Source organism: bacterium, assembly GCA_035703895.1.
Classification (GTDB): Bacteria; Sysuimicrobiota; Sysuimicrobiia; order Sysuimicrobiales; family Segetimicrobiaceae; genus Segetimicrobium.
Genome location: DASSXJ010000279.1, coordinates 1 through 24,233, shown reverse-complemented (window position 1 = coordinate 24,233; position 24,233 = coordinate 1). Strand labels below are relative to the sequence as shown.

25 protein-coding genes are annotated in these 24,233 nt (G+C 65.9%); 18 read left to right on the top strand and 7 right to left on the bottom strand.

Annotated features, from left to right (window positions below; genetic code table 11):
- Nucleotides 1-139: 139 nt before the first annotated feature.
- The 4 genes from VFP86_18650 to VFP86_18635 all read left to right on the top strand — a co-directional run bounded on the left by VFP86_18650 (nucleotide 140) and on the right by VFP86_18635 (nucleotide 2,911).
- Nucleotides 140-1,078, top strand: coding sequence for an NAD-dependent epimerase/dehydratase family protein (locus tag VFP86_18650; protein ID HET9001668.1), 939 nt, complete (start codon nucleotides 140-142; stop codon nucleotides 1,076-1,078).
- Nucleotides 1,079-1,305: 227 nt separating this feature from the next.
- Nucleotides 1,306-1,800: an SRPBCC family protein gene (locus tag VFP86_18645; GenBank protein HET9001667.1), complete on the top strand. Its 495-nt coding sequence runs from the start codon at nucleotides 1,306-1,308 to the stop codon at nucleotides 1,798-1,800.
- Between the two features lie 124 nt (nucleotides 1,801-1,924).
- Nucleotides 1,925-2,362, top strand: coding sequence for a methyltransferase dimerization domain-containing protein (locus VFP86_18640; GenBank protein ID HET9001666.1), 438 nt, complete (start codon nucleotides 1,925-1,927; stop codon nucleotides 2,360-2,362).
- 18 nt (nucleotides 2,363-2,380) lie between these two features.
- Complete coding sequence (locus VFP86_18635) at nucleotides 2,381-2,911, top strand: methyltransferase (protein HET9001665.1); 531 nt, start codon at nucleotides 2,381-2,383, stop codon at nucleotides 2,909-2,911.
- A gap of 46 nt (nucleotides 2,912-2,957) precedes the next feature.
- On the opposite strand, the gene VFP86_18630 is transcribed toward VFP86_18635, so the two are convergent.
- From VFP86_18630 to VFP86_18620, 3 genes are read right to left on the bottom strand one after another with little or no spacing between them, the layout of a single operon-like run.
- Complete coding sequence (locus tag VFP86_18630; protein HET9001664.1) at nucleotides 2,958-3,965, bottom strand: ABC transporter substrate-binding protein; 1,008 nt, start codon at nucleotides 3,963-3,965, stop codon at nucleotides 2,958-2,960.
- Nucleotides 3,962-5,089 carry a type 2 isopentenyl-diphosphate Delta-isomerase gene (gene fni / locus VFP86_18625; GenBank protein ID HET9001663.1) on the bottom strand — a complete coding sequence of 376 codons (1,128 nt, stop codon included), beginning with the start codon at nucleotides 5,087-5,089 and terminating at the stop codon, nucleotides 3,962-3,964. Before fni ends, VFP86_18630 begins: the two co-directional genes overlap by 4 nt.
- A gap of 41 nt (nucleotides 5,090-5,130) precedes the next feature.
- Nucleotides 5,131-5,706, bottom strand: a complete 576-nt coding sequence (locus VFP86_18620; protein ID HET9001662.1) for a UbiX family flavin prenyltransferase — start codon at nucleotides 5,704-5,706, stop codon at nucleotides 5,131-5,133.
- 164 nt (nucleotides 5,707-5,870) lie between these two features.
- On the opposite strand from VFP86_18620, the gene VFP86_18615 reads away from it, so the two are divergent.
- From VFP86_18615 to VFP86_18605, 3 genes are read left to right on the top strand one after another with little or no spacing between them, the layout of a single operon-like run.
- The gene (locus tag VFP86_18615; protein HET9001661.1) at nucleotides 5,871-6,908 is read left to right on the top strand and encodes a cupin domain-containing protein; all 1,038 of its coding nucleotides are present in this window, start codon (nucleotides 5,871-5,873) and stop codon (nucleotides 6,906-6,908) included.
- Nucleotides 6,909-6,938: 30 nt separating this feature from the next.
- Complete coding sequence (locus VFP86_18610; GenBank protein HET9001660.1) at nucleotides 6,939-8,708, top strand: thiamine pyrophosphate-dependent enzyme; 1,770 nt, start codon at nucleotides 6,939-6,941, stop codon at nucleotides 8,706-8,708.
- On the top strand, nucleotides 8,705-9,733 hold the full coding sequence (locus VFP86_18605) for an ABC transporter substrate-binding protein (GenBank protein ID HET9001659.1): 1,029 nt from the start codon (nucleotides 8,705-8,707) through the stop codon (nucleotides 9,731-9,733). The genes VFP86_18610 and VFP86_18605 overlap by 4 nt, the downstream gene beginning before the upstream one ends.
- Nucleotides 9,734-9,742: 9 nt before the next feature.
- Here VFP86_18605 and VFP86_18600 read toward each other — a convergent pair whose 3' ends face one another.
- Nucleotides 9,743-10,750, bottom strand: a complete 1,008-nt coding sequence (locus tag VFP86_18600) for an ABC transporter substrate-binding protein (protein HET9001658.1) — start codon at nucleotides 10,748-10,750, stop codon at nucleotides 9,743-9,745.
- 114 nt (nucleotides 10,751-10,864) lie between these two features.
- Between VFP86_18600 and VFP86_18595 the strand changes: the two genes are divergently transcribed.
- The 10 genes from VFP86_18595 (at nucleotide 10,865) to VFP86_18550 (ending at nucleotide 20,665) form a co-directional block, all read left to right on the top strand.
- The gene (locus VFP86_18595; protein ID HET9001657.1) at nucleotides 10,865-13,150 is read left to right on the top strand and encodes a xanthine dehydrogenase family protein molybdopterin-binding subunit; all 2,286 of its coding nucleotides are present in this window, start codon (nucleotides 10,865-10,867) and stop codon (nucleotides 13,148-13,150) included.
- A gap of 2 nt (nucleotides 13,151-13,152) precedes the next feature.
- A complete protein-coding gene (locus VFP86_18590; protein HET9001656.1) occupies nucleotides 13,153-13,761 on the top strand; it encodes a (2Fe-2S)-binding protein in 609 nt (202 codons plus the stop codon).
- Nucleotides 13,748-14,629: a xanthine dehydrogenase family protein subunit M gene (locus VFP86_18585; GenBank protein ID HET9001655.1), complete on the top strand. Its 882-nt coding sequence runs from the start codon at nucleotides 13,748-13,750 to the stop codon at nucleotides 14,627-14,629. The genes VFP86_18590 and VFP86_18585 overlap by 14 nt, the downstream gene beginning before the upstream one ends.
- A complete protein-coding gene (locus VFP86_18580; GenBank protein ID HET9001654.1) occupies nucleotides 14,626-15,096 on the top strand; it encodes an SRPBCC domain-containing protein in 471 nt (156 codons plus the stop codon). The genes VFP86_18585 and VFP86_18580 overlap by 4 nt, the downstream gene beginning before the upstream one ends.
- Before the next feature lie 124 nt (nucleotides 15,097-15,220).
- A complete protein-coding gene (locus tag VFP86_18575) occupies nucleotides 15,221-16,459 on the top strand; it encodes a sugar ABC transporter substrate-binding protein (GenBank protein HET9001653.1) in 1,239 nt (412 codons plus the stop codon).
- Entirely contained in the window at nucleotides 16,456-17,271 is an 816-nt protein-coding gene (locus VFP86_18570) for a sugar phosphate isomerase/epimerase family protein (protein HET9001652.1), read from the top strand. Before VFP86_18575 ends, VFP86_18570 begins: the two co-directional genes overlap by 4 nt.
- Nucleotides 17,268-18,173, top strand: a complete 906-nt coding sequence (locus VFP86_18565) for a sugar ABC transporter permease (GenBank protein ID HET9001651.1) — start codon at nucleotides 17,268-17,270, stop codon at nucleotides 18,171-18,173. The genes VFP86_18570 and VFP86_18565 overlap by 4 nt, the downstream gene beginning before the upstream one ends.
- The gene (locus VFP86_18560) at nucleotides 18,170-19,054 is read left to right on the top strand and encodes a carbohydrate ABC transporter permease (GenBank protein ID HET9001650.1); all 885 of its coding nucleotides are present in this window, start codon (nucleotides 18,170-18,172) and stop codon (nucleotides 19,052-19,054) included. Before VFP86_18565 ends, VFP86_18560 begins: the two co-directional genes overlap by 4 nt.
- Nucleotides 19,054-19,791 (top strand): SDR family oxidoreductase, encoded by a 738-nt coding sequence (locus tag VFP86_18555; protein HET9001649.1) that lies wholly within the window; start codon nucleotides 19,054-19,056, stop codon nucleotides 19,789-19,791. Before VFP86_18560 ends, VFP86_18555 begins: the two co-directional genes overlap by 1 nt.
- Before the next feature lie 82 nt (nucleotides 19,792-19,873).
- The gene (locus tag VFP86_18550; GenBank protein ID HET9001648.1) at nucleotides 19,874-20,665 is read left to right on the top strand and encodes a VOC family protein; all 792 of its coding nucleotides are present in this window, start codon (nucleotides 19,874-19,876) and stop codon (nucleotides 20,663-20,665) included.
- 69 nt (nucleotides 20,666-20,734) lie between these two features.
- Here VFP86_18550 and VFP86_18545 read toward each other — a convergent pair whose 3' ends face one another.
- The 3 genes from VFP86_18545 to VFP86_18535 are packed head-to-tail and all read right to left on the bottom strand — an operon-like array spanning nucleotide 20,735 to nucleotide 23,420.
- Nucleotides 20,735-21,724, bottom strand: coding sequence for an ABC transporter substrate-binding protein (locus tag VFP86_18545; GenBank protein ID HET9001647.1), 990 nt, complete (start codon nucleotides 21,722-21,724; stop codon nucleotides 20,735-20,737).
- Nucleotides 21,725-21,782: 58 nt separating this feature from the next.
- Complete coding sequence (locus tag VFP86_18540; GenBank protein ID HET9001646.1) at nucleotides 21,783-22,655, bottom strand: ABC transporter substrate-binding protein; 873 nt, start codon at nucleotides 22,653-22,655, stop codon at nucleotides 21,783-21,785.
- Nucleotides 22,656-22,697: 42 nt separating this feature from the next.
- Nucleotides 22,698-23,420, bottom strand: coding sequence for an alpha/beta hydrolase (locus tag VFP86_18535; protein HET9001645.1), 723 nt, complete (start codon nucleotides 23,418-23,420; stop codon nucleotides 22,698-22,700).
- A 100-nt stretch (nucleotides 23,421-23,520) separates the two neighbouring features.
- Here VFP86_18535 and VFP86_18530 point away from each other — a divergent pair.
- The coding region (locus VFP86_18530; GenBank protein ID HET9001644.1) for a cupin domain-containing protein at nucleotides 23,521-24,233 on the top strand (713 nt) is incomplete at its 3' end.

Sequence of the window (24,233 nt, the reverse complement as noted above, 5' to 3'; positions counted from 1 at the left end):
TGCTCGTCCGTTCGCTCAGCCTCGGGACCTACGTGAAACGATGCAGCTCTAAATTCTTGACGCCGCTGTTTGCGTTCCACCACGACGTGGCGAATTCAGATACTCTCCACCTTCTGTACGCACAAAAGGGAGGATCTGAATGATCACCATCCTCGGAGCAGGCGGCGCCATTGGCAACGAACTCGTTAAACTTCTCGCGGCAAGGAATCAGCCGTTCCGCCTCGTTGGCCGCACTCCGCGGGAGACTCCCGGCGCGACCGAAACACTTGCCGCCGATCTCGCGGACAAAGACCAAACCACCCGCGCTGTCGCTGGCTCCAGCGTTGTGTATCTGCTCGTTGGTCTCAAGTACGATCACAAGCTCTGGCAGGAAATGTGGCCGCGCGTCATGAGCAACACTATCGAAGCCTGCAAGCGCGCTAACGCAAAACTCATCTTCTTTGACAACGTGTACATGTATGGCAAGGTCAGCGGTCCCATGACCGAGGAGACTCACTTCAACCCCTGCAGCAAGAAAGGCGAAATCCGCGCGAAGATTGCCACCACCCTCATCAATGAGTGGAAGTCAGGCGCCCTCACCGCCATGATTGCACGTTCCGCCGATTTCTACGGTCCCGCAACGCGCAACGGCGTGCCTAATCTTCTCGTCTTCGAGCCCTTCGCCCGGAAACAGAAAGCGTCATGGCTCGTGAATGATTCTGTTCCGCACTCCTTTACCTACACGCCGGACGCCGCGCAAAGCCTGGTACAACTTGCCGAACGGGCAACCGCCTGGAATCAGACTTGGCATGTCCCCACCACGCCCAATCCACTCACCGGAAAAGAGTTTGTTGCCTTGGCCGCGAAGGAGTTTGGCGTTGCGCCAAAATATCGCGTTCTCAGCAGGCCCGTGATCCGGATTGCAGGATGGTTCAATCCGCTGGTCGCGGAATCCTACGAAATGCTTTATCAGAGCGATTCGCCGTACCTCTTCGACTCCAGCAAATTCGCCAGGGAGCTCGGCTTCGCGGGCACCACCTACGCCGATGGTATCCGAACCACTGCCGCCTCCTCTAAGCGCGACGCGCACGACGTCTAGAACACGAGACTGCGTAAAGCTCTTCGCGTGCAATGGGTGGGCTCAACTGTGCTCGCGCGCCCAAGGACCCTGGTACGAACAACAGCGCAAATGACCGAGAGAATGTCTGTGGCATCAGAGTCATCCTTCATAAAAGGCGATCGGCGCCGCTGTGATGACGCGGCTGAGCTGATCCCGCCCGAGCTCGTCTGTCCCGAACCGATCCTCGATCCAACCCAGCGGACGTGATGGCGATGCCGATCATAACTCTGCGTACAGAGATAAAGGCACCAATCGATGTATGCTTCGATCTCTCAAGGTCGATTGATGTTCATGTCTACATTGCCCAGCGCTCCGGTGAGCAAGCGGTTGCCGGGGTAACGTCGGGCCTTATCGGCCCGAATGAACGGGTGACTTGGCGGGCCAAGCATTTATGGTGGCAGGAGATGACTACGGAAATTCGCGCTTTCGACCGGCCGAATCATTTTCGCGATTCGGTCGTGGCCGGCTACTTCGAGCGCTTCGATCACGATCACTTCTTTGAGCGCGTCAATAATACGACCCTCATGACCGACCACCTCGATTTCCGCAGTCCACTCGGACCCATTGGCACCGCCGTTGATGCCCTGTTCGTTAGATGGTACCTCATGCGCTGGCTCGAACAAAGGAACCGGCTCATCAAAGAGATAGCGGAGGATCCAAGGCGTCGGGATCACTTCTTGCGTCGCTATCCGTCGAATTGAGTTGGTACTAATACCGCTTGTAATCGGACCCCGCAACGCTGATGTTGATCCAAAGTGAAGGGGGCGCACGATGATATCCCAGCCCAGTAGTTGCTCAGAGAAACAAAGCGATATGGCGCCCCACATGGCACTCGCTCGCATGATAACCGGCAACCGGGTCTCGCAACTGATCTACGTAGCGGCCAAGCTTGGCATCGCCGACATGCTGAAGGAGGGCCCGAAGAGTTGCGAAGAGATGGCGATGGTCGCTGGTGTGCATAGCCGCTCTCTCTATCGGGTGATGCGGGCCCTCGCGAGCATCGGCATATTTACTGAGCGTGAGGACGGCCGGTTTGACCTGACCCCTCTCGCGGCGTGTCTTCAGACCGGCGTTGCCAATTCACGGCGCTTTACCGCGATCACGTTCGGCGAGGAATACCATCACATCCTAGGCTCTCTCCTCTCCAGTGTGAAGACGGGCGAGGTCGCGTTCGACCAGATCTACGGTACCGGATACTTCCACTACCTTGAGCAGAACCCCGAAGCCGCTGCCACATTCAACGAATTCATGACGGAAACTTAGAATGTTGACTACCGGAAGGTGATCTCCGCCTATGACTACTCTGAGATCCGCAAGATCGTCGATGTGGGAGGCGGCCACGGTGCGGTTATTTCGATGATCCTGAATGCCTACCCGAGAATGAGGGGGGTTCTCTTCGACACCCCGTCCGTGATCGAAGGTGCAAAAGCGCAAATCGAGGCTGCAGGACTCGCGAGTCGCTGCGAGGTGGTGGCCGGAGACTTTTTCAAATCAGTGCCAGAAGGCGGCGACGCTTATATTCTTTCGAAGATCATCCATGATTGGCCGGACGCGCGGGCACTGGTGATCCTAAAAAACTGCAGCCGAGCGATGGCGAGAAATGGCAAGCTGGTTGTGATAGATCAGGTCATTCCTCCTGGCAATGAACCCAGCCCCGGCAAGATGCTAGATATCCTTATGTTGTTGTTGCTTGGAAGCCAGGAGCGTACGGAGGCCGAATTCCGTGCCCTGTTCGCATCGGCGGGCCTCAGGTTAACGAAGGTCATTCGGACAAACGCCTCAGCGGACGTCGTTGAGGCGGTTCGCGCGTAGCTTGTCCGTGTGGCTTTCGCTTCCCCCTCTTGAAACGCTCGTGTGTCTACTCCGGGTAGAGGGACTTGATGTATCCTGAACGGACCAGCTCCTGAAGCAGTGAGTCGTCGACGAGCGAGGCCGGGGTCATCTTGCGAACCTGCGGGCTGGCGCTGAATCGGATGGCGTTCATCACACCCTTCGGATCCACCCGCGGGACCTTGTCCTTCCAGACCGGAGAGAATGCCTTGTACGCGACGGCCGCCTGCTCCGGGGTCGCCCGCGTGTAATGCGCGATGGCGCTCTCCGTCCCCGCCTCGTTTGAGGGATTCCGCATGTACGCCCAGGCGGCCACGTAGGCCCGCACCAGGCGAAGCACCACGTCCCGGTTCTGCGCCAGATACGATCGCTTGATCGTGAGCGCGCTCTGGGTCATGGGAATGCCCAGGCCGACGCCGTTGACCAGCTCCTTGAAACCGGCCGCCTCGGCCTGCGCCGTGGTCGGCGCAGACAGGATGCCGCCGGCTGCGATGCCCGCGCTCATGGCGGCCAGAATGCCCGACAGCGTCCCCCCCGAGGTCAAGATCTCCACCTTCCCGGTGAGCCCGAAGTGCTCCAGGATGATGCGCGCGGTGGTGTCGGTCGACGTGCCGGTCCTGGTGACCGCGATCTTCTTGCCCACAAGGTCCTGCACCGACCGCACACTCTTGTTCACGTAGAGGGAGAAGACGGGGTAGTTGGAGCCCGCGGCGACCATCACGAGGTCGCCACCGGTGGCGTCGAAGTCTGCGACCTCTGTCGCGCCGACGACGAGGGCCTGCGACTCGCCGGACGTGAGCGTCGCGACGGCGCTGCTGCCGGTGACCTGCGCGAAGCCGACGTCGAGGCCCTCCTTGGCGAAGAAGCCCTGATCTTGAGCCACGAAGACGGGCGTGAATGCCGCGCTGGCCTGAGCGTAGACGAGTTTGAGTGGCGTGGATCCCGCGCCCAGAGCGTCACCCGCACCCGTTCCCAGTAGCGCCATTCCGATGACCATCCCGATCGTCGTGGAGATGGCCTTCCCGGTCCTGCTCATGACCGGCCTCCCCCGATATCCTCGATCCAGCGTCGCGTCTCTCCGAGCACCACCTTCGGCGTCGCCCGAAGGTCCGCGACGGCTGCCCCCCCGCTCAGGAAGATGGCGACCCGGAGCTCCTCCAAGAACTGCGTGATCCAGGCCTCGAGGGCCGCATCCCCCTCTAACGCGGCCGCGAGCAGCGGGCGCGCCACCCCCACCGCGGAGGCCCCGAGCGCGATTGCCTTCGCGGCGTCGAGCCCCGTGCGCACCCCTCCCGTGGCGATGATGGGAAGCCCGGCGGCACCGGCGGCGACGACCGAGACCGCGGTCGGGATCCCCCAGTCGCGATAGACCTTGCCGAGCATGACCCGCCGAAGATCTCCGTGCGCCTCGGCCCGGGCCGTCTCGATCGCCGCAAAGCTCGTCCCCCCCGCGCCTCCGACGTCGAGCGCCCGGAACCCCAACGCGCGTAGGTCGAGCGCGACCGCCCGGGACATCCCCGCGCCGGTCTCCTTCGCGATCGCGGGGACGGGGAGCGACGCGACGACAGCGGCGAGCGCCTCCCGCAATCCGGTGACCCGGCGGTCGCCCTCCGGCTGCACGGTCTCCTCAAGGAAGTTGAGATGGATGGCGAGCGCATTCGCGCCGATCATGGCGAGGGCGTCCGACAGTTGGTGCGAGGTCAGCGCCGGGCCGCTGTCCTGCGGCACGAGTTGGGCGGCGCCCACGTTGGCGATGAGAAACGCACCAGGCGCGACCTCGCGGGCCACCGCGTACGTCCGCGCCAGCCGGGGATTGCGCAGCGCCGCCCGCTGGCTTCCCAGTCCCATCGCGAGGCCGAACCGATCCGCGGCGCGAGCCAGGCGGGTGTTGACATCGTTCGCCCCCGCGTGGCCCCCGGTCATCGCTGCGATGACGAGCGGCGCCTGCAGTCGACGCCCCAGGAACTCCACACCGAGGTCGACGGCCGAGAGGTCCCCGCTCGGCAGCGCATGGTGCAGTAAATGGACGTCGGACCATCCCGGACCTCGGGGACCGTCCACATCCCGGCTGGTCGCCAGCCTGAGGTGCTCAGTCTTCCGCTGCTCGACGGGGTCAGCGGAGCGCGCGGGGCGACCGGCCGCGACGGCCGCCTTCCTCACCCGCTGAGGGCGCCGGGGCCTTCGAGTCCCACGCGTGGCGCTCAGGGGAGACCGCTCCAGCGCTTGATCAGGTCCAGGTGGATGCCGAACTGGTCGAGGATCTTCACGACCGTGTGGTCGAGAATCTCCTCGATGGTTTTCGGGAGGTGATAAAAACCCGGCATCGGCGGGAGGATCACCGCGCCGGCCTCGGTGGCTCTGAGCATGAGGCGGAGATGCCCCGCGTGCAGCGGCGTCTCCCGGACCACCAGCACCAGCTTCCGGCGCTCCTTGAGGCAGACGTCGGCGGCCCGGACGGTCAGGGTGTCGTTGAAACTGTTTGCGATCGCCGACAGCGTCTTGATCGAGCAGGGCGCTACGACCATCCCGTCGGTCACAAACGTGCCGCTGGCGATGGCGCTGGCGATGTTTCGCTCATCGTGGACCACATCCGCCAGTGCCGCGACGGTCTTGGGATCCCGGCCCATCTCATACTCGATCGTCTTGCCGGCGGCCGCGGTCAAGATGAGATGGGTCTCGATCTTGGTGTGCGCGCGGAGCACCTCGAGCAGGCGGACGCCGTAGTGCGGGCCGGTCGATCCTGACAGCGCGACGATCAGGCGGCGTGGCTCTGGCATGGGGCACAGTTTCGGGGCGCCCAAATTTCATTCCTTTGACGGATGATGCGGATGCAGGAGACCGCGACGACGGAAGGAAACCGTTTCGGAAGATCGCGCCCCCGCGGCCGGCAACCGGCCGCCCCTCTCGGCGCGGAGCGAATGTGAACTGGAGGTGAGGGCTGGTGAGCAAAGGTGAAGGGCGCGTATTCCTCCGGGGGATCACGTCGGAGCACTACGGCCTCTCGGAGTTCCGGCGGCGGCAGCGGACGGCTCCACGCGTGCGGCGAGCGGGGACCGTCGTGGACGACGCGAAGGTCGCGCACTCGGGAGATTCGGACCAATCGCGCACTTGGTGGATCCTGGGACCGGGAGACGATCCGTTTCTCACCCAAACCGTGCAGATGCATTTCGTGGAGCTGTTCCCCGGCGGATCCAACCGCGGCCACGGACACCAGAACGAGGCGACCTTCTACATCCTCGAAGGCCGCGGCTACGAGATCCACGACGGCAGGCGGTACGACTGGGAGAAAGACGATCTGGTGGTAGTCCACAACGACTCGGTGCACCGCCACTTCAACGCCGACTCCGGCAAGAAAGCGGTCGCGCTGGTCATGAAGGCGAAGAGCACCTATATGTATCTCGGCCTGATCCAGCAGGGGCGCGGCGGCCCAGCGGAAGACGGCGGGCGGTTTGGTCCGCCCGAGGACTGGTCCCGACTCTGGACGGCCGGGGTCGGCGAGCGCAAGAAGGTGGTCAAGCCCTCGGATACGCGGTGGGAGACCACGCCAGACGGCCGGGTGCGGGTGATCACCTCCCCGGAACGGACCGATGTGCGGGTATTCAGCATGGACGTGTACCAGCAGGAGATTCCAGCGGGAAGCCGGTCGGGAAAGCACTGGCACATGGCGGACGAAGCGCTGTACGTGATGTCCGGGGCCGGATACAGCCTGCATTGGGATGTGGAGGCCGAGATCGGAGAGCGCTACGCGGCCCGCGTGGCCAAGGAGCCGACCCGCTGGGAGTTCGGTCCGGGAGACCTGCTGTACGTGCCGCACAACACGGTCCACCAACACGTCAATGCCGACAAGCAGGCACCCCTCATGCTCCTGTCGGCGCAGAACCGCCTATTCAAGTTGCTCGGGTACAATGCGGTCGTCCACCTGGAGAACGCGCCGGAGTACACGGGACGCCCGCAGGCGGCGGGGAAAACGAAGGGGTGAGCACCGGCGTCTCGTGGGTAGGGAGGCGCCGTGAGCTCGAGGACCCGGAGATCGCCTGAGTACGGGTCGGACCTGATCGTCGATCTCCTAACGGCCCTCGATGTGGAGTACGCGGCCCTCAATCCCGGAGCCACGTTTCGCGGGCTCCACGACTCGCTCGTCAACTACGGCGGCAACGCGCGGCCGGAGATCATCCAATGCTGCCATGAAGAGATCGCCGTAGCCGTCGCCCACGGCTACGGCAAGGCGAAGGGGCAGCCGATGGCCGCCATCGTCCACGACGTGGTCGGGCTGCTGCACGCCACGATGGCCGTCTATATCGCCTGGCTCGACCGCGCGCCCGCCCTGGTCCTGGGGGCCACCGGCCCCATGGCCGCAGAGCAACGGCGCCCCTGGATCGATTGGATCCACACGGCGCTCGTGCAAGGCCAGGCCGTGCGCGACTACGTGAAGTGGGACGATCAGCCGGCGAGCCTCGAGAGCATCGTGGAGTCGCTGATCCGGGCGCACCGGATCACGATGACGGAGCCCCGGGGGCCGGTCTACCTCTGCTTCGATGCCATGCTGCAGGAGCAGCGGCTCGACGGACCCCCCCCGATCCCCGACGTGCGCCGGTTCGGGCCGCCGGCGCGGGCGCAGGGCGACCCCCGAGCCCTGGAGGTGGCGGCACGCTGGCTGGTCGAAGCGGCCGATCCCGTCGTGCTGGCCGATTATGCGGGACGAAGCGCTGGGGCGGTCGCATCGCTCGTCGAGCTCGCGGAGCTGCTGGCGCTGCCCGTGATCGATCTCGGGAGCCGGTTCAACTTTCCAAATACGCATCCCCTCGACCTGGCCGGCGCAGAGGAGGACCTGCTGTCCGCCGCGGATCTGGTGTTGGCGCTCGATGTCTTCGACCTGCAAAAAGCTCTCGGGACCGTCGACCGGACGGCCCGTCAGGCGCGTCCCTTCGTCCGGGATGGGACGAAGATCATTCACGTCTCCCTCGACGATCTGGCGGTCCGAGCTTGGACCCAGGATTACGGCCGCCTGCAGCCGGTGGATCTGGCCATCGCCGCCGACACCACCGTGGTCCTCCCCGCGTTGACGGCGCTCTGCCGGCCGCTCGTCCTGGCCGGAGGGGAGCGCGAGGGCCGGCGGCGGGAGCGGCGCGCCAGGCTCGAGGCGGTGCGCCGCGCCCTGCGGGACCGATGGCGGAGGGCGGCGGACCGCGCGCGCGATGCGCGCCCGGTCTCGTTCCCGCGCCTGGCGGCCGACCTGTGGGACGTAGTCAAAGACGAGGATTGGGTGCTGGTCAACCGGACCCTGCGCGGCTGGACGCGGCGCCTATGGGACTGGACACACCCGTCCCAGTACGTGGGCGCGTTGAATGGAGGCGGGGTCGGATACGGCATCGGGCACGCGATGGGCGCGGCCCTGGCCCATCGGGGCACCGGCAGATTGTGCATCGACATTCAACCGGACGGCGACTGCCTCTACACGCCCAGCGCCCTGTGGACGGCGGCGCACCACCGCATCCCGTTGCTCATCGTCATGTTCAACAACCGCTCGTACTACAACGATGAGGACCACCAGGTGCTGATGGCAAAGGCGCGAGGGCGGCCGGTGGAGAATGCCCACATCGGGCTGCGCCTCGACGATCCTCCGGTCGATTTTGCAGGGATGGCCCGGGCGTTCGGGATCCACGCCGATGGCCCGATCGAGGACCCGGCCGAGTTGCACCCGGCGTTGGCGCGCGCCGTCCGGCACGTGCAGCGGGAGCGACGGCCCGCGCTCATAGACGTCATCACGGAGGCTCGATGACCATGGGCTTCGACGTCGGGCGTCTTGCGAAACGCGGCGCGCGGGTGCTGGCCATCGTGCTCCTCGGAACCGCCGCTACTGGGGCCGCGGCGCCGGTGTGGTCGGCGCCTACCAAGGTCACCATGTTGTGGGTGGCGGTCACCGGCTCCCAGGCCGTGGCATGGGTGACCAAAGAGGGCGGCTATTTCGCGCGCAACGGCGTCGACGTCGACCTCACGTACCTGGCGGGCAGCCCGACGGCGGCCGCGGCGCTCGTGAGCGGTCGGGTCGAGTTTGTGCAGATGGCGGGTCCGGCCGTCGTCGCCGCGGACGCCCGCGGCGCGCACCTCGTGATGGTCATGGGCTTCGTCAACCAGCCCGTGTTCGTCCTCATGGCGACCCCGGAGATCCAGGCGCCGGAACAACTCAAAGGCAAGACGGTGGCCGTGACCAAGGTGGGGTCCTCGGATGACTTCATGCTGCGTGAGGCCTTATCGCACTGGGGACTCCGCCCGGATGCGGACGTGATGATCACCGCCGTCGGTTCGGTTGCTGCCCAGGTGGCCGCGATGGAGAAGCGCCTGGTCCAGGGGGCGGTCGTCGACCCCCCCAACGACGTGCTGGCCCAGCAGGCCGGGGCGCACGTCCTGGCGCGGATCGGCGATCTCGGGATCCCCTACCAGGCGGCGGGCCTGGTGACGACGCGCGAGTACATCCAAGCGCATGCGGACGTGGTCGCGAGGGTGGTCCGCGCCATGACCGAGGGCGTGCACCGCATCAAAACCGACCGGGCGTTCTCGGAGGAGATCATGGCCAGGTACCTCAAGAACACCAACCCGGTGGTGGTCGATGCCGCCTACGAGTCCTTCGTCAATGTCTTCCAGCGGGTCCCCGCGCCGAGTAAGGCCGGCCTCGCGGAGATTGTGAAAGAGTCCGTGAGCAGCGGCCTCATGAAGGAGAGTGTCGACGTCGGGACGATGCTCGACCCCTCGTTCGTGGACAAGCTGCAGCGCAGCGGGTTCATCCAGACGCTGTACGGGAAGTAGCCGCCCTCCTCACAGCGTCTTCGCGACGGTCGCCGCGAAGTTGGCGTTCTGCAACGCCTGCACGTAGCTGTTGTCGTAGAAGTCGGCGGCGGGCTGCTCAATCTTCCGCGAGCGCAGGATGAACTCCATCCCCGGACCGGTGACCAGCGGATACACCGAATAGAACTGATCCCGGTAGAGCTGAAACCCCTGCTTCAACTCGCTGTCGTTGATCGGGAGGTGGGTGTGGATCAGCGCCAGCGCCGCGGCGATGTTGAGCGGGTTCTTCAGGTAGACATCGGCGGTGACGATGGCCCGGAGGAACCCATCCACGAGCGGCGCGTGCGTCTTCGCCCACACGGTGTTGAGGGCGATCCCCGTATGCTGATAGGGCTGGTCGAGCGTGTAGAGTTTCACGAGCGGCTTGAAGCCCATGCCGAAGGCCACGAGGTCGAGCCCGGCCGTCAGCACCGTGAACTGAATCTGGCCCGAGCTGAGCGCCGCCAGGCGGGAAGTCTCGTCGCCGACCTGCAACAGCGTCACATCCTGGGGGTTGATCCCCAACTTTGCCAGGGCGAATTTCGTCGCGAATTCGGACGACGAGCCAAACCCGCTGATCGCGCCCTTGGCCCCCTTCAACTGTGCGGGGGTGGCGATGTTCTTCGCCACCACGAAGTCGTAGGGGAACCGGTTGATCAGCCCGCCGATCATCGTCAGCGGAAACCCCTGGGAGTGCGCATTGATGATGTCGGCGGCCGCGATGAACGAAATGGGGACATCACCGGCCGCCATCGAGGCCACCGTCTTCGCGCCGCCCTGGATATTGATGATCGTGACGTTGAGGCCGTACTTTTCGAAGAAGCGCTTGTCCTGCGCGATCCACGCCGCCACCGCATCGAGGTTGCGAAACGACATCCCCACGTTCATGGGGGTCAACCCCTGCGCCTGGACCGGGACGCGGTCCGCGGCGAGCAGTCCCCCGAGGGCGGCACCCGCCGACACCGTGAGAAAATGACGCCTGCCGAACGATGCACGCACGACCCGTTCCCTCCCTTCGAGACCGCGCCGGTGTCATTCGCGCCGGACGGATGGGGTCCTCCTGGAACGCCGCCCTGAAGGAGCCGCGGGCGAGCCACATGTATTTAATGATGTATGATCCGTGACATTCTCGTGCCGATCGAGGAGGGACGCCAGGGACGGATCGACGGGGAGCTAAAGGTTGGAGGCCGGATGCTTTATGCCGCCGACGTGCCCGTCCCCGATGTCCTGCACGCCGTGGCGCTGCGCAGCCCGTACCCGCATGCGCGCATCAACGCGATCGATACGTCCGCAGCCGAGCGCATGCCCGGGGTGCGCTGCATCCTCGTGGGGCGTGACGTGGCGGACCTTCGGTACGGCCGCCTGGTGCGCGACGTGCCGGTGCTTGCGGTGGAGAAGGTCCGATTCGTCGGCGAACGCGTCGCCGTTGTCGCCGCCGAGACGCGCGGGCAGGCGGACCGCGCCGCGACAGCCATCCAGGTAGCCTATACTCCCCTGCCCGCCGTCTTCGACCCCGACGAGGCGCTGGCTCCCGATGCGCCGGCGGTGCACGAGGAGCCGTGGGCCTACGCGGGCGCCCTCAGCCCGCGCGGGGGACCGCGAAACCTCCAAGCCCGGCAGGTGTGGAGCGGAGGCGGCGATGTCGAATCCGCGCTCGCCGCCGCTCCTGTCCGGCTGCACGATCGCTTCACGACGCCGGCCGTCCATCAAGGGTACATCGAGCCCCACTCGTGCACGGCCTGGGTGGAGTCCGATGGACGGATTCAGGTGTGGGCATCGACCAAGTCCCCCTATCGTCTCCGAGCACAACTCGCGGCGACATTCGGCGTGCCCGAGCAGCAGGTCGACGTCCACGCGCCGGCGATCGGCGGCGACTTTGGCGGGAAGGGTTCGCCCATGGATGCGCCGCTCTGCGTCGCGCTTGCCCGCCGCGCCGGGCGTCCCGTCCGCCTGACGATGCGCTACGCGGAAGAGCTGACCGCGGGGAACCCGCGGCACGCGTCCGTGATCACCGTAGACGCCGGGGTGAGCCGCGACGGCCGCCTCGAGGCCCTAGACGTGCGGGCCGTGTTCAACGTCGGCGCCTACGCCGGCTTTCGGCCGAGGCCGTTCCTGCATGGCGCGGCGGACGCCGGCTGCTGCTACCGGATCCCGGCGCTCCGGATCGAGAGCGTGCTCGTCTACACCAACCGCGTTCCAGGCGGGCACAAACGGTCGCCGGGCGCGCCCCAAACGGTGTTTGCGATCGAATCGATGATGGACATCGCCGCCCGCCGGCTCGCGATCGATCCGTGGGAATTCCGGAGACGCCACCTGCTGCGTACGGGCGAGGCGACGCCCCTCGGCGAACACTGGCCCGAGGTCCGCGGTGCGGAGACGCTCGCGGCCGCCGAGCGGGCCTTCCGGCCCGCCGTCCCCGCCCGGGCCCGGCCGTCCGTTCGCGTTGGGCGCGGAGTGGCCGTCTACGCTCGAGCCACGCGGCTGGGAGCCACAAGCCTCCGGCTGCGTGCCGATGCCGCGGGACGCGTATACGCCGACGTGCCGATGCCCGAGACGGGCACGGGATCCCACACCATGCTGCGCGCCGTGCTCGCCCGTGAGCTCGGGATGGACCCCGCGCGATTCGCGGTGCAGTACGTCGGCACCGCGGATCTTCCGTATGACGAAGGCGTCGGCGGCAGCCGGGTGACCGCCACAGCCGGCGAAGCGGCGCTTCGCGCGGCGCGGCTCCTGAGTCGGCGGGCCCGAGCCCTGGCCGCAGAGCGCTTCGGCGTCCCCGAAGACACGATTGTCCCGGCGCCGGGGGGGCGCTGGGTGGACTCGGCCTCGGGCCGCAGCGCCGACCTCGGCGAGCTGGCCGCGTTCGCCGCAGAGCGGGAGGAGCCACTCGTTGTGGCGATTGACCTGCGGCGTCCGGCGGGGGACGAGGGCCACGCAGACGAGGCCGTGGGGTTCTGCGCGCAGGTCGCTCAGGTCGGGGTAGACGTGGAGACCGGACAGGTCTTCGTGTATGAGATCCTGACGGTCCATGACATCGCGACCGTGCTCAACCCCCGCTCGCATCGCGGCCAGATCGAGGGCGGCGTCGTGATGGGGCTGGGCGAAGCGCTCACCGAGGACCTCGGAATCCGTGAAGGCAAGGTGGAGGCGGCCCACCTCGGGGACTACAAGATCCCGTCGATGCGCGACGTGCCGCCCATTCGAGTGGCGTATCTGACCGGCGGCCGCGGCGTGGGCGCGAACAACATCAAGGCGATCGGGGAGATGAGCAACGTCCCCGTCCTCGCGGCGCTGGCCAATGCCGTGGACGATGCGGTCGGCGTGAGGATCCGCAGCCTCCCGTTGTCCGCCGAGAAGATCTATGTCGCGCTGCGGGAACGCGACTCGGGGGTGGGCTGAGCGTGGCTGACGCGGCGCCGGTCCATGAGACCACGATCCGCCTGCGGGTCAACGGCCGGGAGGTCGAGGCGCGCATGGGGACGGACGTCCTCCTCATCGAGTTCCTGCGGGACCGGCTGGGGCTCACCGGCACGAAAGAGAGCTGTAGCGTAGGGGTGTGCGGCGCCTGCACCGTCCTGGTTGACGGCGGCCCGGTCAGCTCGTGTCTCTCGCTTGCGGTGCTCGCCCGGGACCGAGACGTCTGGACCGTCGAGGGCTTGACGGAACGGTTGGAGGAGGCGGACCCATCCGGGAGGCTCCGGCGCTTCCTGGACGTGCGGCGCGCGTTTCTCGAGCAAGAGGGGTTGCAATGCGGCATCTGCACCCCCGGAGTGGTCGTGTCGGCGTACGCGCTCCTCCAGAAGATCCCCCGGCCTACGAACGAGGAGATCGCCGACTGGATGGCGGGCAGCCTCTGCCGTTGCACGGGATACCAGTCGATCGTGCGCTCCATCCGGGCGGCGGCGGGGCTCTCCCCGACCGAAGACGCCTTGGAGGAGGACCCTGCGTCGGAGCCGGGCGGCCGGCGGGGCGGGAGCCGCGGGGTGGAGAGCGACGATGCACCCGTTTGAGTACGTTGCGCCAGAGCGGCTCGAGCACGCGCTCGAGCGGCTGGCGGGGGCCGGCGACGAGACGATCCTCCTCGGAGGCGGGACCGCCACCGTGCTGCTGATGAAGCAGGACCTGATCGCTCCCGCCGTGGTCATCGACCTGGGGCGCATTCAGGAGCTCCGCGGGATCGACGCGCGGCGGGACCGCGGGCTTCGGCTGGGCGCCACCTGCCGGCTCGAGGAGCTGGAGGACTCGCCGGCCCTGAGGACGGCGTACCCGGTGCTCGCGCGCACGGCGCACGGGGTGGGCAACGTCCGCGTCCGCCACGTGGCGACGCTCGGCGGCAACCTCGTGCATGCGGACCCCGCTGGGGATCTGCCGCCGGTGCTGATGGCGCTCGGCGCGACGGTGACGCTCGCGAGCCGGCAGGGCACGCGGCGGCTTCCACTCGATACGTTCTACAAGGGTTTCATGGAGACCGAGATCCGGCGCGATGAGGTGCTGACGGAAGTGGAGTTGCCGCCGCCGCCCGCGGGCCTCCGCGCCACGTACATCAAGTTCACGCCCCGCAGCCAGGACGACTACGGCACCGTGAACGTCGCGTGTGCGCTCGTGCTCGAGAACGGCGTCTGCCGCTCGGCGGCGCTGGTGCTCGGGGGGGTGGGAGCGACGCCGCTCCGCATCCGCTCGGCGGAGACGCACCTCAGCGGCCACCCGCTCACCGACGCGCGCGTCGCGGAAGCCTCGGGCCTCGCGGCCGATGCGATCGACCCGTGGGAAGACCTCCGAGGCGGCGCCGAGTACAAGCGGGCGATGGCCCGCGTGTGGACGGCGCGCGCCCTGGCCGCGCTGGGACGCGACGCGCCGGGGCCGGCGGCCGCGCCGTGAAGTTCTCCTACTCCATTCCGTATGACCGTCCGGCCGCCGAGGTCTGGGAATCCCTCCAAGACACCGAGCGGCTGATTCGCTGCATTCCCGGATGCGAGGACGTCGAGCCGGCGCGAGCCGGCACGGACGGGGCCGCGACGGAGCAGGACGTGGAGGTCTACCGGGTGCGCATGACGACCGGGCTCGGGCCGGTCCGCCTGCGCGCGACCGGAACCGCCCGAGTGCGGAGAGATCCGGCCGGCCGCTCCATGACGGCGGAGATTTCGCTGAGCGACCCTCGCGCCGGGTCGGTCTACGGCAGCATGGGCCTCGAGGTGCGCGCAGCCGGCGAGAGCCACTGCGAGCTCGCCCTGGCGGCCGACATCGTGCTCGCGAGCAAGATCGGAGAGTTCGCCCAGCCGATCCTGCGGCATAAAGCCGACCTGACCGTGCGGGAGTTTGCCCGGAATCTCATCGGAACGCTGTGACGCCAACAGGGAGTCTCGCGGCGCGACTCGAAGGGGCGAACACATACCCCCCGGCGCCGCGACCCGGGGGGGGAACCGCCCGCGCGGGTTAGACTGCGGCGTCAATTTGAGAGGAGCACTCCGCATGCGGACCAGATCGGCTCTGCGTACCGCCGTCCTGCTCGCCCTGGCTGGGATGCTCACAGTGAGCGTGTCGGCGTTCGCCGCCAAGGCCAACGATACGGTGACCGTGTGGGTCGGCAGCTGGTGGCAGAGTCAGGTCCCGCTCGTCATGGAGACGTGGACAAAAGAGTACCCGGAGATCACCCTCAAGATGGAGCCGCTCCCGATCAACGGGTACCTCGACAAGTTCATCGCATCCGCGCTTGGAGGGACCCCACCGGATGTGATCGACCTCGACGCGACCTGGGTCTCCACAGTCGCCGCCAAGGGTCTCCTGCAGCAGCTCGTCGGCTACACGAACGGTCTGGACGTCAAGGATTACGCACCGTCGATCTGGGCCGCCAGCCATTACAAAGGCCTGCTGTACGCCCTTCCGAATCGAGCCTCATCCACGGTCTTCTACTACAACAAGGCGGTCTTCGACAAGGCGGGGGTCGCCTATCCAACCGACGGTTGGACCTACAACGACATGCTGCAGATCGCACGGAAGGTCACGATTGCGGGGCAGTACGGTGTCGGTGTCGCCGCGGACATCAGCGACCCGTCCAATGTCATGGATCTCTTGGCCGCCAGCATCTGGGCGCACGGCGGGGATTTCCTCAGCAAGGACAACACTAAGGCGACGATCAACTCCCCCAAGAGCGTCGAGGGCCTGGCCTTTTGGTCCGACCTCTACACCAAATACCACGTCGCCCCGCAGGGGACCCCGAATTTCTCGACGACCCGCGACCTCGTTCCCCTGTTTGAGGCCAACAAGCTCGGGATGGTCACGGGGTCCTCGAACATTATCGACGAGCTCTCGAAGCACCGGGAATTACGGTGGGGCATGGTGCTCTCGCCGGATAAAGTCAACAGGTCCGGAGGCTGGACCATGGGCGTGCCGGTCGGTGCCAGGAACGCGGGCGCCGCTCGGACATTCCTCCTGTGGCTCGCCAAGCCGGTGAATATGGGCAAGCTGATGAACCGCACCCCGGCGCGCTTGTCGGTCTATAATGCTCCGCCGTGGAATGATCCGAAGTACGCCATCTTCACGAAGGCCCTGCAGGACGCCAGGTCGCTTCCCGGCATCGCCAACTGGGCCGGCATCCAGACGGTGATCATCACGGAAGCGCAACGGATCCTGGTCGGGCAGCTGACTCCGCAGCAGGCGGCGGATTCCATGGCAAAGCAGATCGACGCGATCCAGGCGCACACGCCGTGATCAAACTCGGATTCAGCACCCTGGGGTGTCCCGGCTACGACATCGACCAGGTCATTGCACTCGCCAAGAACAACAATTTCTCCGGTGTGGAGATTCGGTTCATGCGCGGCGAGGTGGACCTGCCGAAGCTGGACGAGTTCTCGCCCAGAACGATCGGCGAGACCCGGCGGCGCTTCGACGACAGCGGCATTCAGGTCGTCTGCATCGACACCAGCGTCCGAATGAACTCACTCGATGAGGGCGAACGCCGGAAACAGCTGGAGTCGTCGAGGGTCCTGTGCGGGATCGCCGAAGGGCTGGGGGCTCCCTACCTCCGAGTCTTCGGGGGCCCGATCCCGGGGAACCAGGACCGGGACGCCACCGTCGACGCGATCGCCAAGGGACTCAGCAAGGTGGCGGACGAACTCAGCGCGCGCGGCGTGACAGCCCTGCTCGAGACCCACGATCAGTTCTCGACGTCTGAGAGCATCCGCGATCTGTTCTCTCGCGGGGCGACCGGGAACCTCGGGATCCTCTGGGACACGCTGCATACGTACCGGCACGGAGAGTCGGGCGCTTACACGTGGGCACAGCTTGGTCAACGCGTCAAGCTCGTCCATGTGAAGGACTCGACCCGATCATCCGCGGAGGGCTTCGATCTCGTCCTGACGGGTGAAGGAACGGCACCCATTCCTTCATTCCTCGAGGTGCTCAAGACGGCGAACTACAACGGCTACGTGGACTTCGAGTGGGAGAAGGCGTGGCACCCGGAGATCGAGGAGCCGGAAGTGGCCATTCCGCACTTCGCCCGGTACATGTCGGGGAGGATTTGACAGCGAGGCGCCGCGTCGCGCTGCAGAAATGGGGGCCCGGGTACGTTCTGGTGCTGCCCGCCGTGGTGCTCATCGCCGTCATGATGGTCAATCCGACGCTCGAGACCCTATGGTTCAGTGTCTCGACGGTGCGGCTGCCGACCTTCGAGACGACGTTCGTCGGCCTGGGCAACTTTATCAACATCCTCGGTAACCCTGCGACCGGCAGGCTCCTGCAGCGCACCATCTGGTGGGTGGTTGGCACGGTCGTCCTGCGCTTCATCCTCGGGTTTCTGGCCGCCCTCGTGTTCAATGCCAAGGTCCGGGGCACGACCTGGATGCGCGTGTTGGTCGTCCTGCCCTGGACGATTCCGTCGGTGGTGGCCGCCAACCTCTGGCGCTGGATCCTGCAGAGCGACACCGGTATTCTCGACCAAACCCTCAGGGCGTGGGGCCTGGCCGGCGCGGCCCACAACTGGCTCGGCGATCCGGGCACGGCGCTTCCGGCCGTGATGGTCGCGTACTCCTGGGCGGGTTTCCCCTTCATCATGCTGCTGATCCTCGCCGGCCTGCAGGGCGTGCCCGGGGAGCACTATGAAGCGGCCGAGGTCGATGGGGCCAACTGGTGGCAGCTCTTCCGTTTCATCACGGTGCCGGCGGTCAAGGGCGTTCTCGTCATCGCCCTGGTCCTGGAGACGGTCAGTGCCATCAACTCCTTTGACACCCTGACCGTGATGACCGGCGGTGGCCCCGCGAACTCAACGCAGACCTGGAGCCTGGCGATCTACAGGGCCGGATTCGCCGATTTCAACCTGGGCGGGGCCTCCGCCCTGAGCGTGCTCCTGTTTCTTGGCGCGCTGGCCCTGCTGGCGATCTACACCGCCGCCAACTCGGGCGGCCAGATCAAGCAGGCGCCGCGATGACGCAGCCCGAGCGCGGCCAGACGGCGACCTGGCCGCTCGCCACCAGGAGACAGACCGGCCGCGTCGGGCAGTACGCGTTGGTCTATGCGTCTGGGCTCCTCTTCGTCTTCTTCAGCATCATGCCGCTGATCTGGGGCGTGAGCACCGCGCTCAAGACGATGAACGATCAGTACTCGTTCCCGCCGAAGTGGATTCCCGATCCGGTCACCTTCGAACACTTCATCTCGGTCCTCCACAACCACGCGATCATTCGCGGATTCTTCAATACGTTGATCGTGTCGACCTCAACCACCGCGATCGCCCTGGCGGTTGGGGTGCTCGGCGGATACGGGTTCTCCCGCTTCCGTTTCCCGGGTCGCAACACCCTGCTCTGGTCGGTGCTCTTCACCCAGCTGTTTCCCCGCGTGGTCGTAATCGTCCCGTTCTTCATCATCCTCCGCAATCTCCACCTGATGAATACCCTGCCGGGGCTGGTCCTGGTGTATCTGATGGTGGTCTTCCCGGTATCCATCTGGTTGGTCAAGGGCTTCTTCGACAGGATCCCCGTTGAGATCGAAGAGGCGGCGGTGGTCGACGGGTGCACGATCCCGCGTCTGCTTTGGCAGATCGTGCTGCCCATGTCGAAGCCCGCGTTGGTGGCGGCCGCCATGTACTCGTTCGTGCTCGCCTGGAACGAGTTCCTGTTCGCGCTCGTCTTCACACAGGGCTTGGATCGGCGGCCGCTGTCCGTCGCGCTGGCCTTCTTCATCGATGAGAACGGCATCCGCTGGGGGGAGCTCATGGCGGCGTCGCTCATGATGAGCATCCCCGCGGTCATCGTCTTCACGCTCTCGCAGAGGGTGCTCGTCCGGGGGCTCAGCGAGGGAGCGCTCAAGGGGTGATGGTGCAGGTGTCGGAGCGGGTCGCGATCGTGACCGGTGGCAGCCGGGGTATCGGGTTCGCGACCGTAGGCGTCCTTGCCGCTCGGCGGATGAGGGTGGCGGCCGTCGCCCGCGACCGGGAGCGACTCGATGCCGCCCTCGACACCCTCGACGCCCACCTGCGCGACCGGGTCGTGGGGGTCGCGGCAGATGTGAGCCGGGATCAAGATGTCGCGGCCGCGGTTGCCGAGGTCATGGAACGATACGGCCGTATCGATGTGCTGGTCAACTGCGCGGGCGTCAGCATGAACGCACGCCGGCGGCTGGTGGACACGACCCCCGAAGAGTGGAACCGGATCATCACCACGAACCTGACCGGCACGTACCTGATGTGCCGGGCGGTGTTGCCGCATCTCCAGGCGGCCGGGGGTGGGTACATCCTCAATGTCCTGTCAACCGCCGCGTTCAGGAGCACGGCGGGCGTGAGCCTCTACGCGGCCTCCAAGTTTGGGGCCAGAGCGCTGACCGACGCCCTCATCGACGAGTACCGCAACTCCGGCATTCGCATCACATCGGTGAGCCCCGGCCCGGTCAATACGAGCATCTGGGATCACAAGCTCACGCCTCCATCGCGGGAAGAGCGAGCGCTGATGTTGCAGCCATCCGACATCGCGGAGATCTTCGCCTGGCTGCTGGATCGTCCGAGCCGGCTCCACATCCCCGACATCACGGTGACGCCGTGGACCGGCGCCGGCTGAGTGATCAGCGACGCGAGAGACGGCCGGCTGAGGACCTTCGCGAGCAGGTAGAGCGTGGAACCTACTGGAACTGTGGTGCACCATGATCTATGAACTCAACCATTTCGGCATCGTCATTCGAGATTTGGAGAAGTCCCTCACCTTCTACCAGGATGTGCTCGGGGCACAGGTGGTTCTGCGGAACGTCATCCCTTCCAACCAAACCGATGTCGTCTACCTGCAGATATCCGGGGGAATGATCGAGCTGCTGCATCGTCGCGAGCCGGCGGCCCACGAGGTCTTTGGGATCACCCACATCGCGTTCATGACCGACGACCTCGACGCCGACTACCGCGCGCTGGTCGACTCCGGATGCGAGCCGCTGGTCAAGCCCAAGGTCGCCGGCACGGGGGTCGGGCGCCTCGGCTTCCTGGGGGACCCGAATGGCGCCCGCGTTGAGCTCCTCCAGCGCGAGGTCGACTTTCGGACGGCACCCATCGCGCACCGGATCATCAAATCGTTCGACCACTACTCGGTACGCGCAAACGATCTCGTCGCGGCACGGGACTTCTACGGCCGCGGGCTGGGCATGAATCCGCTCAAGCAGATGTATGTCGAGCAGACGCACCTCACCATCCTGTACTTCAACCTCAACTATGACGTGGTGGAGTTGTTGCACCGACCGACACCTGACACCGGCGACATCTTTGGCCACATCGCTCTCAGGGTCGACAATGTGGACAGCGCCCTCGAAGGCTTTGCAGCTCTGGGGGTCGCCGCCGAGCCGGGGACCCCCAAGCCCGCCGGCACCGGGATCGGCCGCATCGGCATCATTCGTGATCCCGATGGCGTCAAGATTGAGCTGGTCGACCGCCCCGATCTCCGCGACCTCTAACAGCCCATCGAGCCCCAGCAGCCCCGACCGCGCGACCGCCGCGGCGACACGGCCCCGCGTGAGCCCGCGCTACTTCTTCATGAACTGATTCGCGAAGCCGCTGCTCACGATCGCGTCAAGGGCGGCGTTGTCGATGAAATCGGCCGGGGTGTGTCTCTTGGCCTCGGGGCTCGGGACATCGCGAATGGCTTCGGCGACCGCCTCCTTGGTGATGTACGGGGGGTTTGGCCACACGTCGGCGAACCGCGCGTAGGCGGCGTCCACCAACGTCTTGTCGGCGAGCTGCAGATACTTCGCGATCACTTTTCCGGCCGCGGCTTTGTCGGACTTGGCGAGGGCGGTCGCTTCGATCAGCCCCTTGAGGAACGCCACGAGGGTCTGCTGATTCTTGGCGGCCCACTCGCGTTTGACCGCCAGGTTCGTAGCGGCGGCGGGAAGGTGCCACGCTTTGAGGTCCGCGAGCTTGCTGAGGCCCGCTTTCTCCGCGTCGAAGTTGGACGGCCAGGTCAGCGCCGCGGCGGCGATCAGGCCCCTCTCCAGTGAGGCGAGCTGGCCGGCGGGGGTACCGAGGTAGATCCACTTCACATCCGTCGCGGGGTTGAGGCCGGCCTTCCTGAGCGCATTGCTCATCGCGAACGTCGCGGTGGCCGCGGGCGTCGTCCCCGCGACCACCTGGCCTTTCAGGGCGTGAAAGGAGTGCACGTTGGGCTGCGCATAGACGATGAACCCCGAAAACTCGTTCTGCAACGCTCCCACAAAGGCCAGGTTCGCGCCTGTCGGATCGGCCTGGACCATCGTTTGGCCGTCCGCCGCGATGTCGACGTCCCCGCTCAACAGCGCTTCGAGGGCCACGGATCCGGTCATCTTCTGGGGGGTGACCCGCACGCCGTACTTTTCGAAGATCCCGTTGTCGACCCCCAGCCAGATCGCGGTGAAACTGGGGCTCCCCCCCACGACGGCGAATCGGAGCGCTGCCGGCTCAGGCGCGGCGGGGGCGGTCACGGCGGCGAAGAGCACCGCAGCGATCGCTACGGCGATGGGTGGGATTCGTCCTCGCACACATCTGTATTGCTCCCGAGCGGCGCCGTTCCCTGCGGGGCGTGCCTCTGGCGTGCCTCTAAGGGTCGAGGTTGGTAGCGACGAGGTCCCGCGCCGGAAATACCTTTGGGATGACATTGTAACGGGCAGCGACGGCGATCAGGGGATCGATCAGTGCGGGATCAAGCACCTCGCCATACCGTACACGATGTTCCCCGAGGGCCCCCAATCCTTCCGGCGTCAGGTGCGTGTACTTCATCAGGATTTGGCCGGACTCGGTTGGATGCGCATTTGCCCATTGGCCCGCCCGCACGATGGCCTCTGCGTACCGGCGAGCGACGTCGCGATGTGCCTCGATCCAATCGGCCCTTGCGTACCATCCGGCACCGATGAAACGAGGTGCGATCGCGTCGGTCGGGTAACCGATGATCCGCTTCGTCCCCCTCTTCGGCACCGGGACGTCGGTGAGCGACGTGCTGACGGCATCCACCTCTCCCTGCTCGAGCGCCTCCGCATGTCGCTCTCCCGGGAGATGCACGAGCTGGATCGTATTCGAATCGCCGCCGTGTTGATCGACCCAAGCCTTGGCACCGACGCCGACAAGGCTATTGGATACTCTCACACCGATCTTCTTGCCGTCGAGATCCTTCCCGGTTCGGTACGGAGAATCCGTCCGCACGATTATCGCGAGCGATTGCTCCCCCGCATAAAACAACTGACCTGGAGCGATGAGCCGCAGTTGGGCGCCGCGCGTGAAGGCCGCGGCAAGCGCGAACAGATTCGAAAATCCGACGTCGATGTCGCCGACTGCCGCAGCCGCCGCGATCTCAGGTCCGTTCGGCATCGGTCGGATGTCCACGTCGATGCCGGTCCGCGAGAAGAACTGCCGATCCTTGGCATAGAAAACCTGGGCGCCATCGTCAATTGCGAGCGTTCCGACGCGCACCGACATGACGGCCTCCTCATATTTTCTTAATGCACGGCACGGGTGAATTCACCCCCAGAGCGTCCCCAGTGCACGCGCAAAGCGGACGGGCTGAGCCTGGTGGGCTGCCGTGAAATGATCCAGTTCCGCGTAGACTTCGACACGGGCTTTGCACATTGCCGCCAATCGCTCCGCGATTTCCTTGAAAGCGGGATGAGTTTGATCACCGACCGGGACATATATAGGGCACGAGAGACGATCGAGGTTGTCGTAAGGGCCAGGTGTACGGCGAAGGCTCTGCCATAAATACTCCTGCCTATGGGAACGGTGCGCCAGCCAGGCAGGAGGCTCACCTGGAGCCGGCAAAGTGCGCCATGGAGTTATGAGCGCACGAACAAACGCGCGCTGGCGCTCAGCACCCTGAAGCTCAATCAGCGCCCGGTCGAGTCGGGTCAGGAATGCTCGATATTCGTTGCCCCAGGACGAATCGTTTCCAATGAACGGTGGTTCCACAGCGGCAATGGAGCGAACGCGTCGGGGATTGCTGAGTGCGTACCCGATGGCGACACTTGCGCCTGCGGAGTAGCCGATGAGGTGGGCACGATCATCGCCCGCTGCGTCGATCGCCTGTTCCAATGCCTCAAATTCGGTCTCCAGCCCGTAGTCTTCGCCCAGCTTGTCCGAGTACACCGCGAGGTCGTGAAGGACCAGGGGCGTGTTCGCCAAGACTTCCTGCAGCGGCTTGAATGTGATCGCAGCCGGCGTGAGCCCGTTCAGACAGACGACAGCCATAAGGTCCCCACTCAATGGCGACAGCGTTCGTCGCGATAGTTCAGTATAATAATATGACAATTAGGCTCAACCCGGCAGCACCTCCAGGAGGTGGAAGCAGGTGAGCGACAACGAAGGCCGCGTGTTTCTCCGGGGGATCACCTCGGAGACGTATGGCCTCGCCGAATTCCGACGGCGGCAGCGGGCGGCGCCCCGGGTTCCCCGCGCCAGGACAGAGGTGGACCACGCCAGCCTCGCCTACTCGGACGGCTCCGATCGCTCTCGGGCCTCGTGGGTCCTGGGGCCGGGCGATGAGCCCTTTCTCACGCAGACCCTTCAGGTGCACTTCGTGGAGCTCGCGCCCGGCGGCGCCAACCGCGGGCACGGCCACCAGAACGAGGCGGCGTTTTATATCCTCGAAGGCCGCGGGTACGAGATCCACGACGGCCGGCGGTACGACTGGGAGAAGGACGACCTCGTGATCGTGCACAACGACTCCGTACACCAACACTATAACGCCGACCCCGAGCGGCGCGCGCTGGCGCTGGCCCTGAAAGCGAAGGCGGCGTATATGTACCTCGGCCTCATTCAGCAGGGCCGGAGTGGCCCTGTGGCGGACGGCGACCGCTTCGGGCCGCCGGAAGACTGGTCCCGCCTGTGGACGCCCGGCGTCGATGCGCGCAAAAAGGTGGTCAAGCCTTCCGACACGCGCTGGGAGACCACCCGCGACGGCCGGGTGCGCGTGATCACCTCACCCGCACGCACCGACGTGCGCGTATTCAGCGTGGATGTCTATCAGCTGGAGATCTCCGGGGGCAGCCGATCGGCGAAACA

Excerpts from the sequence above, each read along its gene's own strand:
- VFP86_18620 (HET9001662.1), bottom strand. The coding sequence starts at position 5,706 with ATGCCAGAGCCACGCCGCCTGATCGTCGCGCTGTCAGGATCGACCGGC.
- VFP86_18630 (HET9001664.1), bottom strand. The coding sequence starts at position 3,965 with ATGAGCAGGACCGGGAAGGCCATCTCCACGACGATCGGGATGGTCATC.
- VFP86_18645 (HET9001667.1), top strand. The coding sequence starts at position 1,306 with ATGGCGATGCCGATCATAACTCTGCGTACAGAGATAAAGGCACCAATC.
- VFP86_18605 (HET9001659.1), top strand. The coding sequence starts at position 8,705 with ATGACCATGGGCTTCGACGTCGGGCGTCTTGCGAAACGCGGCGCGCGG.
- VFP86_18575 (HET9001653.1), top strand. The coding sequence starts at position 15,221 with ATGCGGACCAGATCGGCTCTGCGTACCGCCGTCCTGCTCGCCCTGGCT.
- VFP86_18640 (HET9001666.1), top strand. The coding sequence starts at position 1,925 with ATGGCACTCGCTCGCATGATAACCGGCAACCGGGTCTCGCAACTGATC.
- VFP86_18560 (HET9001650.1), top strand. The coding sequence starts at position 18,170 with ATGACGCAGCCCGAGCGCGGCCAGACGGCGACCTGGCCGCTCGCCACC.
- VFP86_18550 (HET9001648.1), top strand. The coding sequence starts at position 19,874 with ATGATCTATGAACTCAACCATTTCGGCATCGTCATTCGAGATTTGGAG.
- VFP86_18595 (HET9001657.1), top strand. The coding sequence starts at position 10,865 with ATGATCCGTGACATTCTCGTGCCGATCGAGGAGGGACGCCAGGGACGG.
- VFP86_18585 (HET9001655.1), top strand. The coding sequence starts at position 13,748 with ATGCACCCGTTTGAGTACGTTGCGCCAGAGCGGCTCGAGCACGCGCTC.
- VFP86_18650 (HET9001668.1), top strand. The coding sequence starts at position 140 with ATGATCACCATCCTCGGAGCAGGCGGCGCCATTGGCAACGAACTCGTT.
- VFP86_18555 (HET9001649.1), top strand. The coding sequence starts at position 19,054 with ATGGTGCAGGTGTCGGAGCGGGTCGCGATCGTGACCGGTGGCAGCCGG.
- VFP86_18535 (HET9001645.1), bottom strand. The coding sequence starts at position 23,420 with ATGGCTGTCGTCTGTCTGAACGGGCTCACGCCGGCTGCGATCACATTC.
- VFP86_18540 (HET9001646.1), bottom strand. The coding sequence starts at position 22,655 with ATGTCGGTGCGCGTCGGAACGCTCGCAATTGACGATGGCGCCCAGGTT.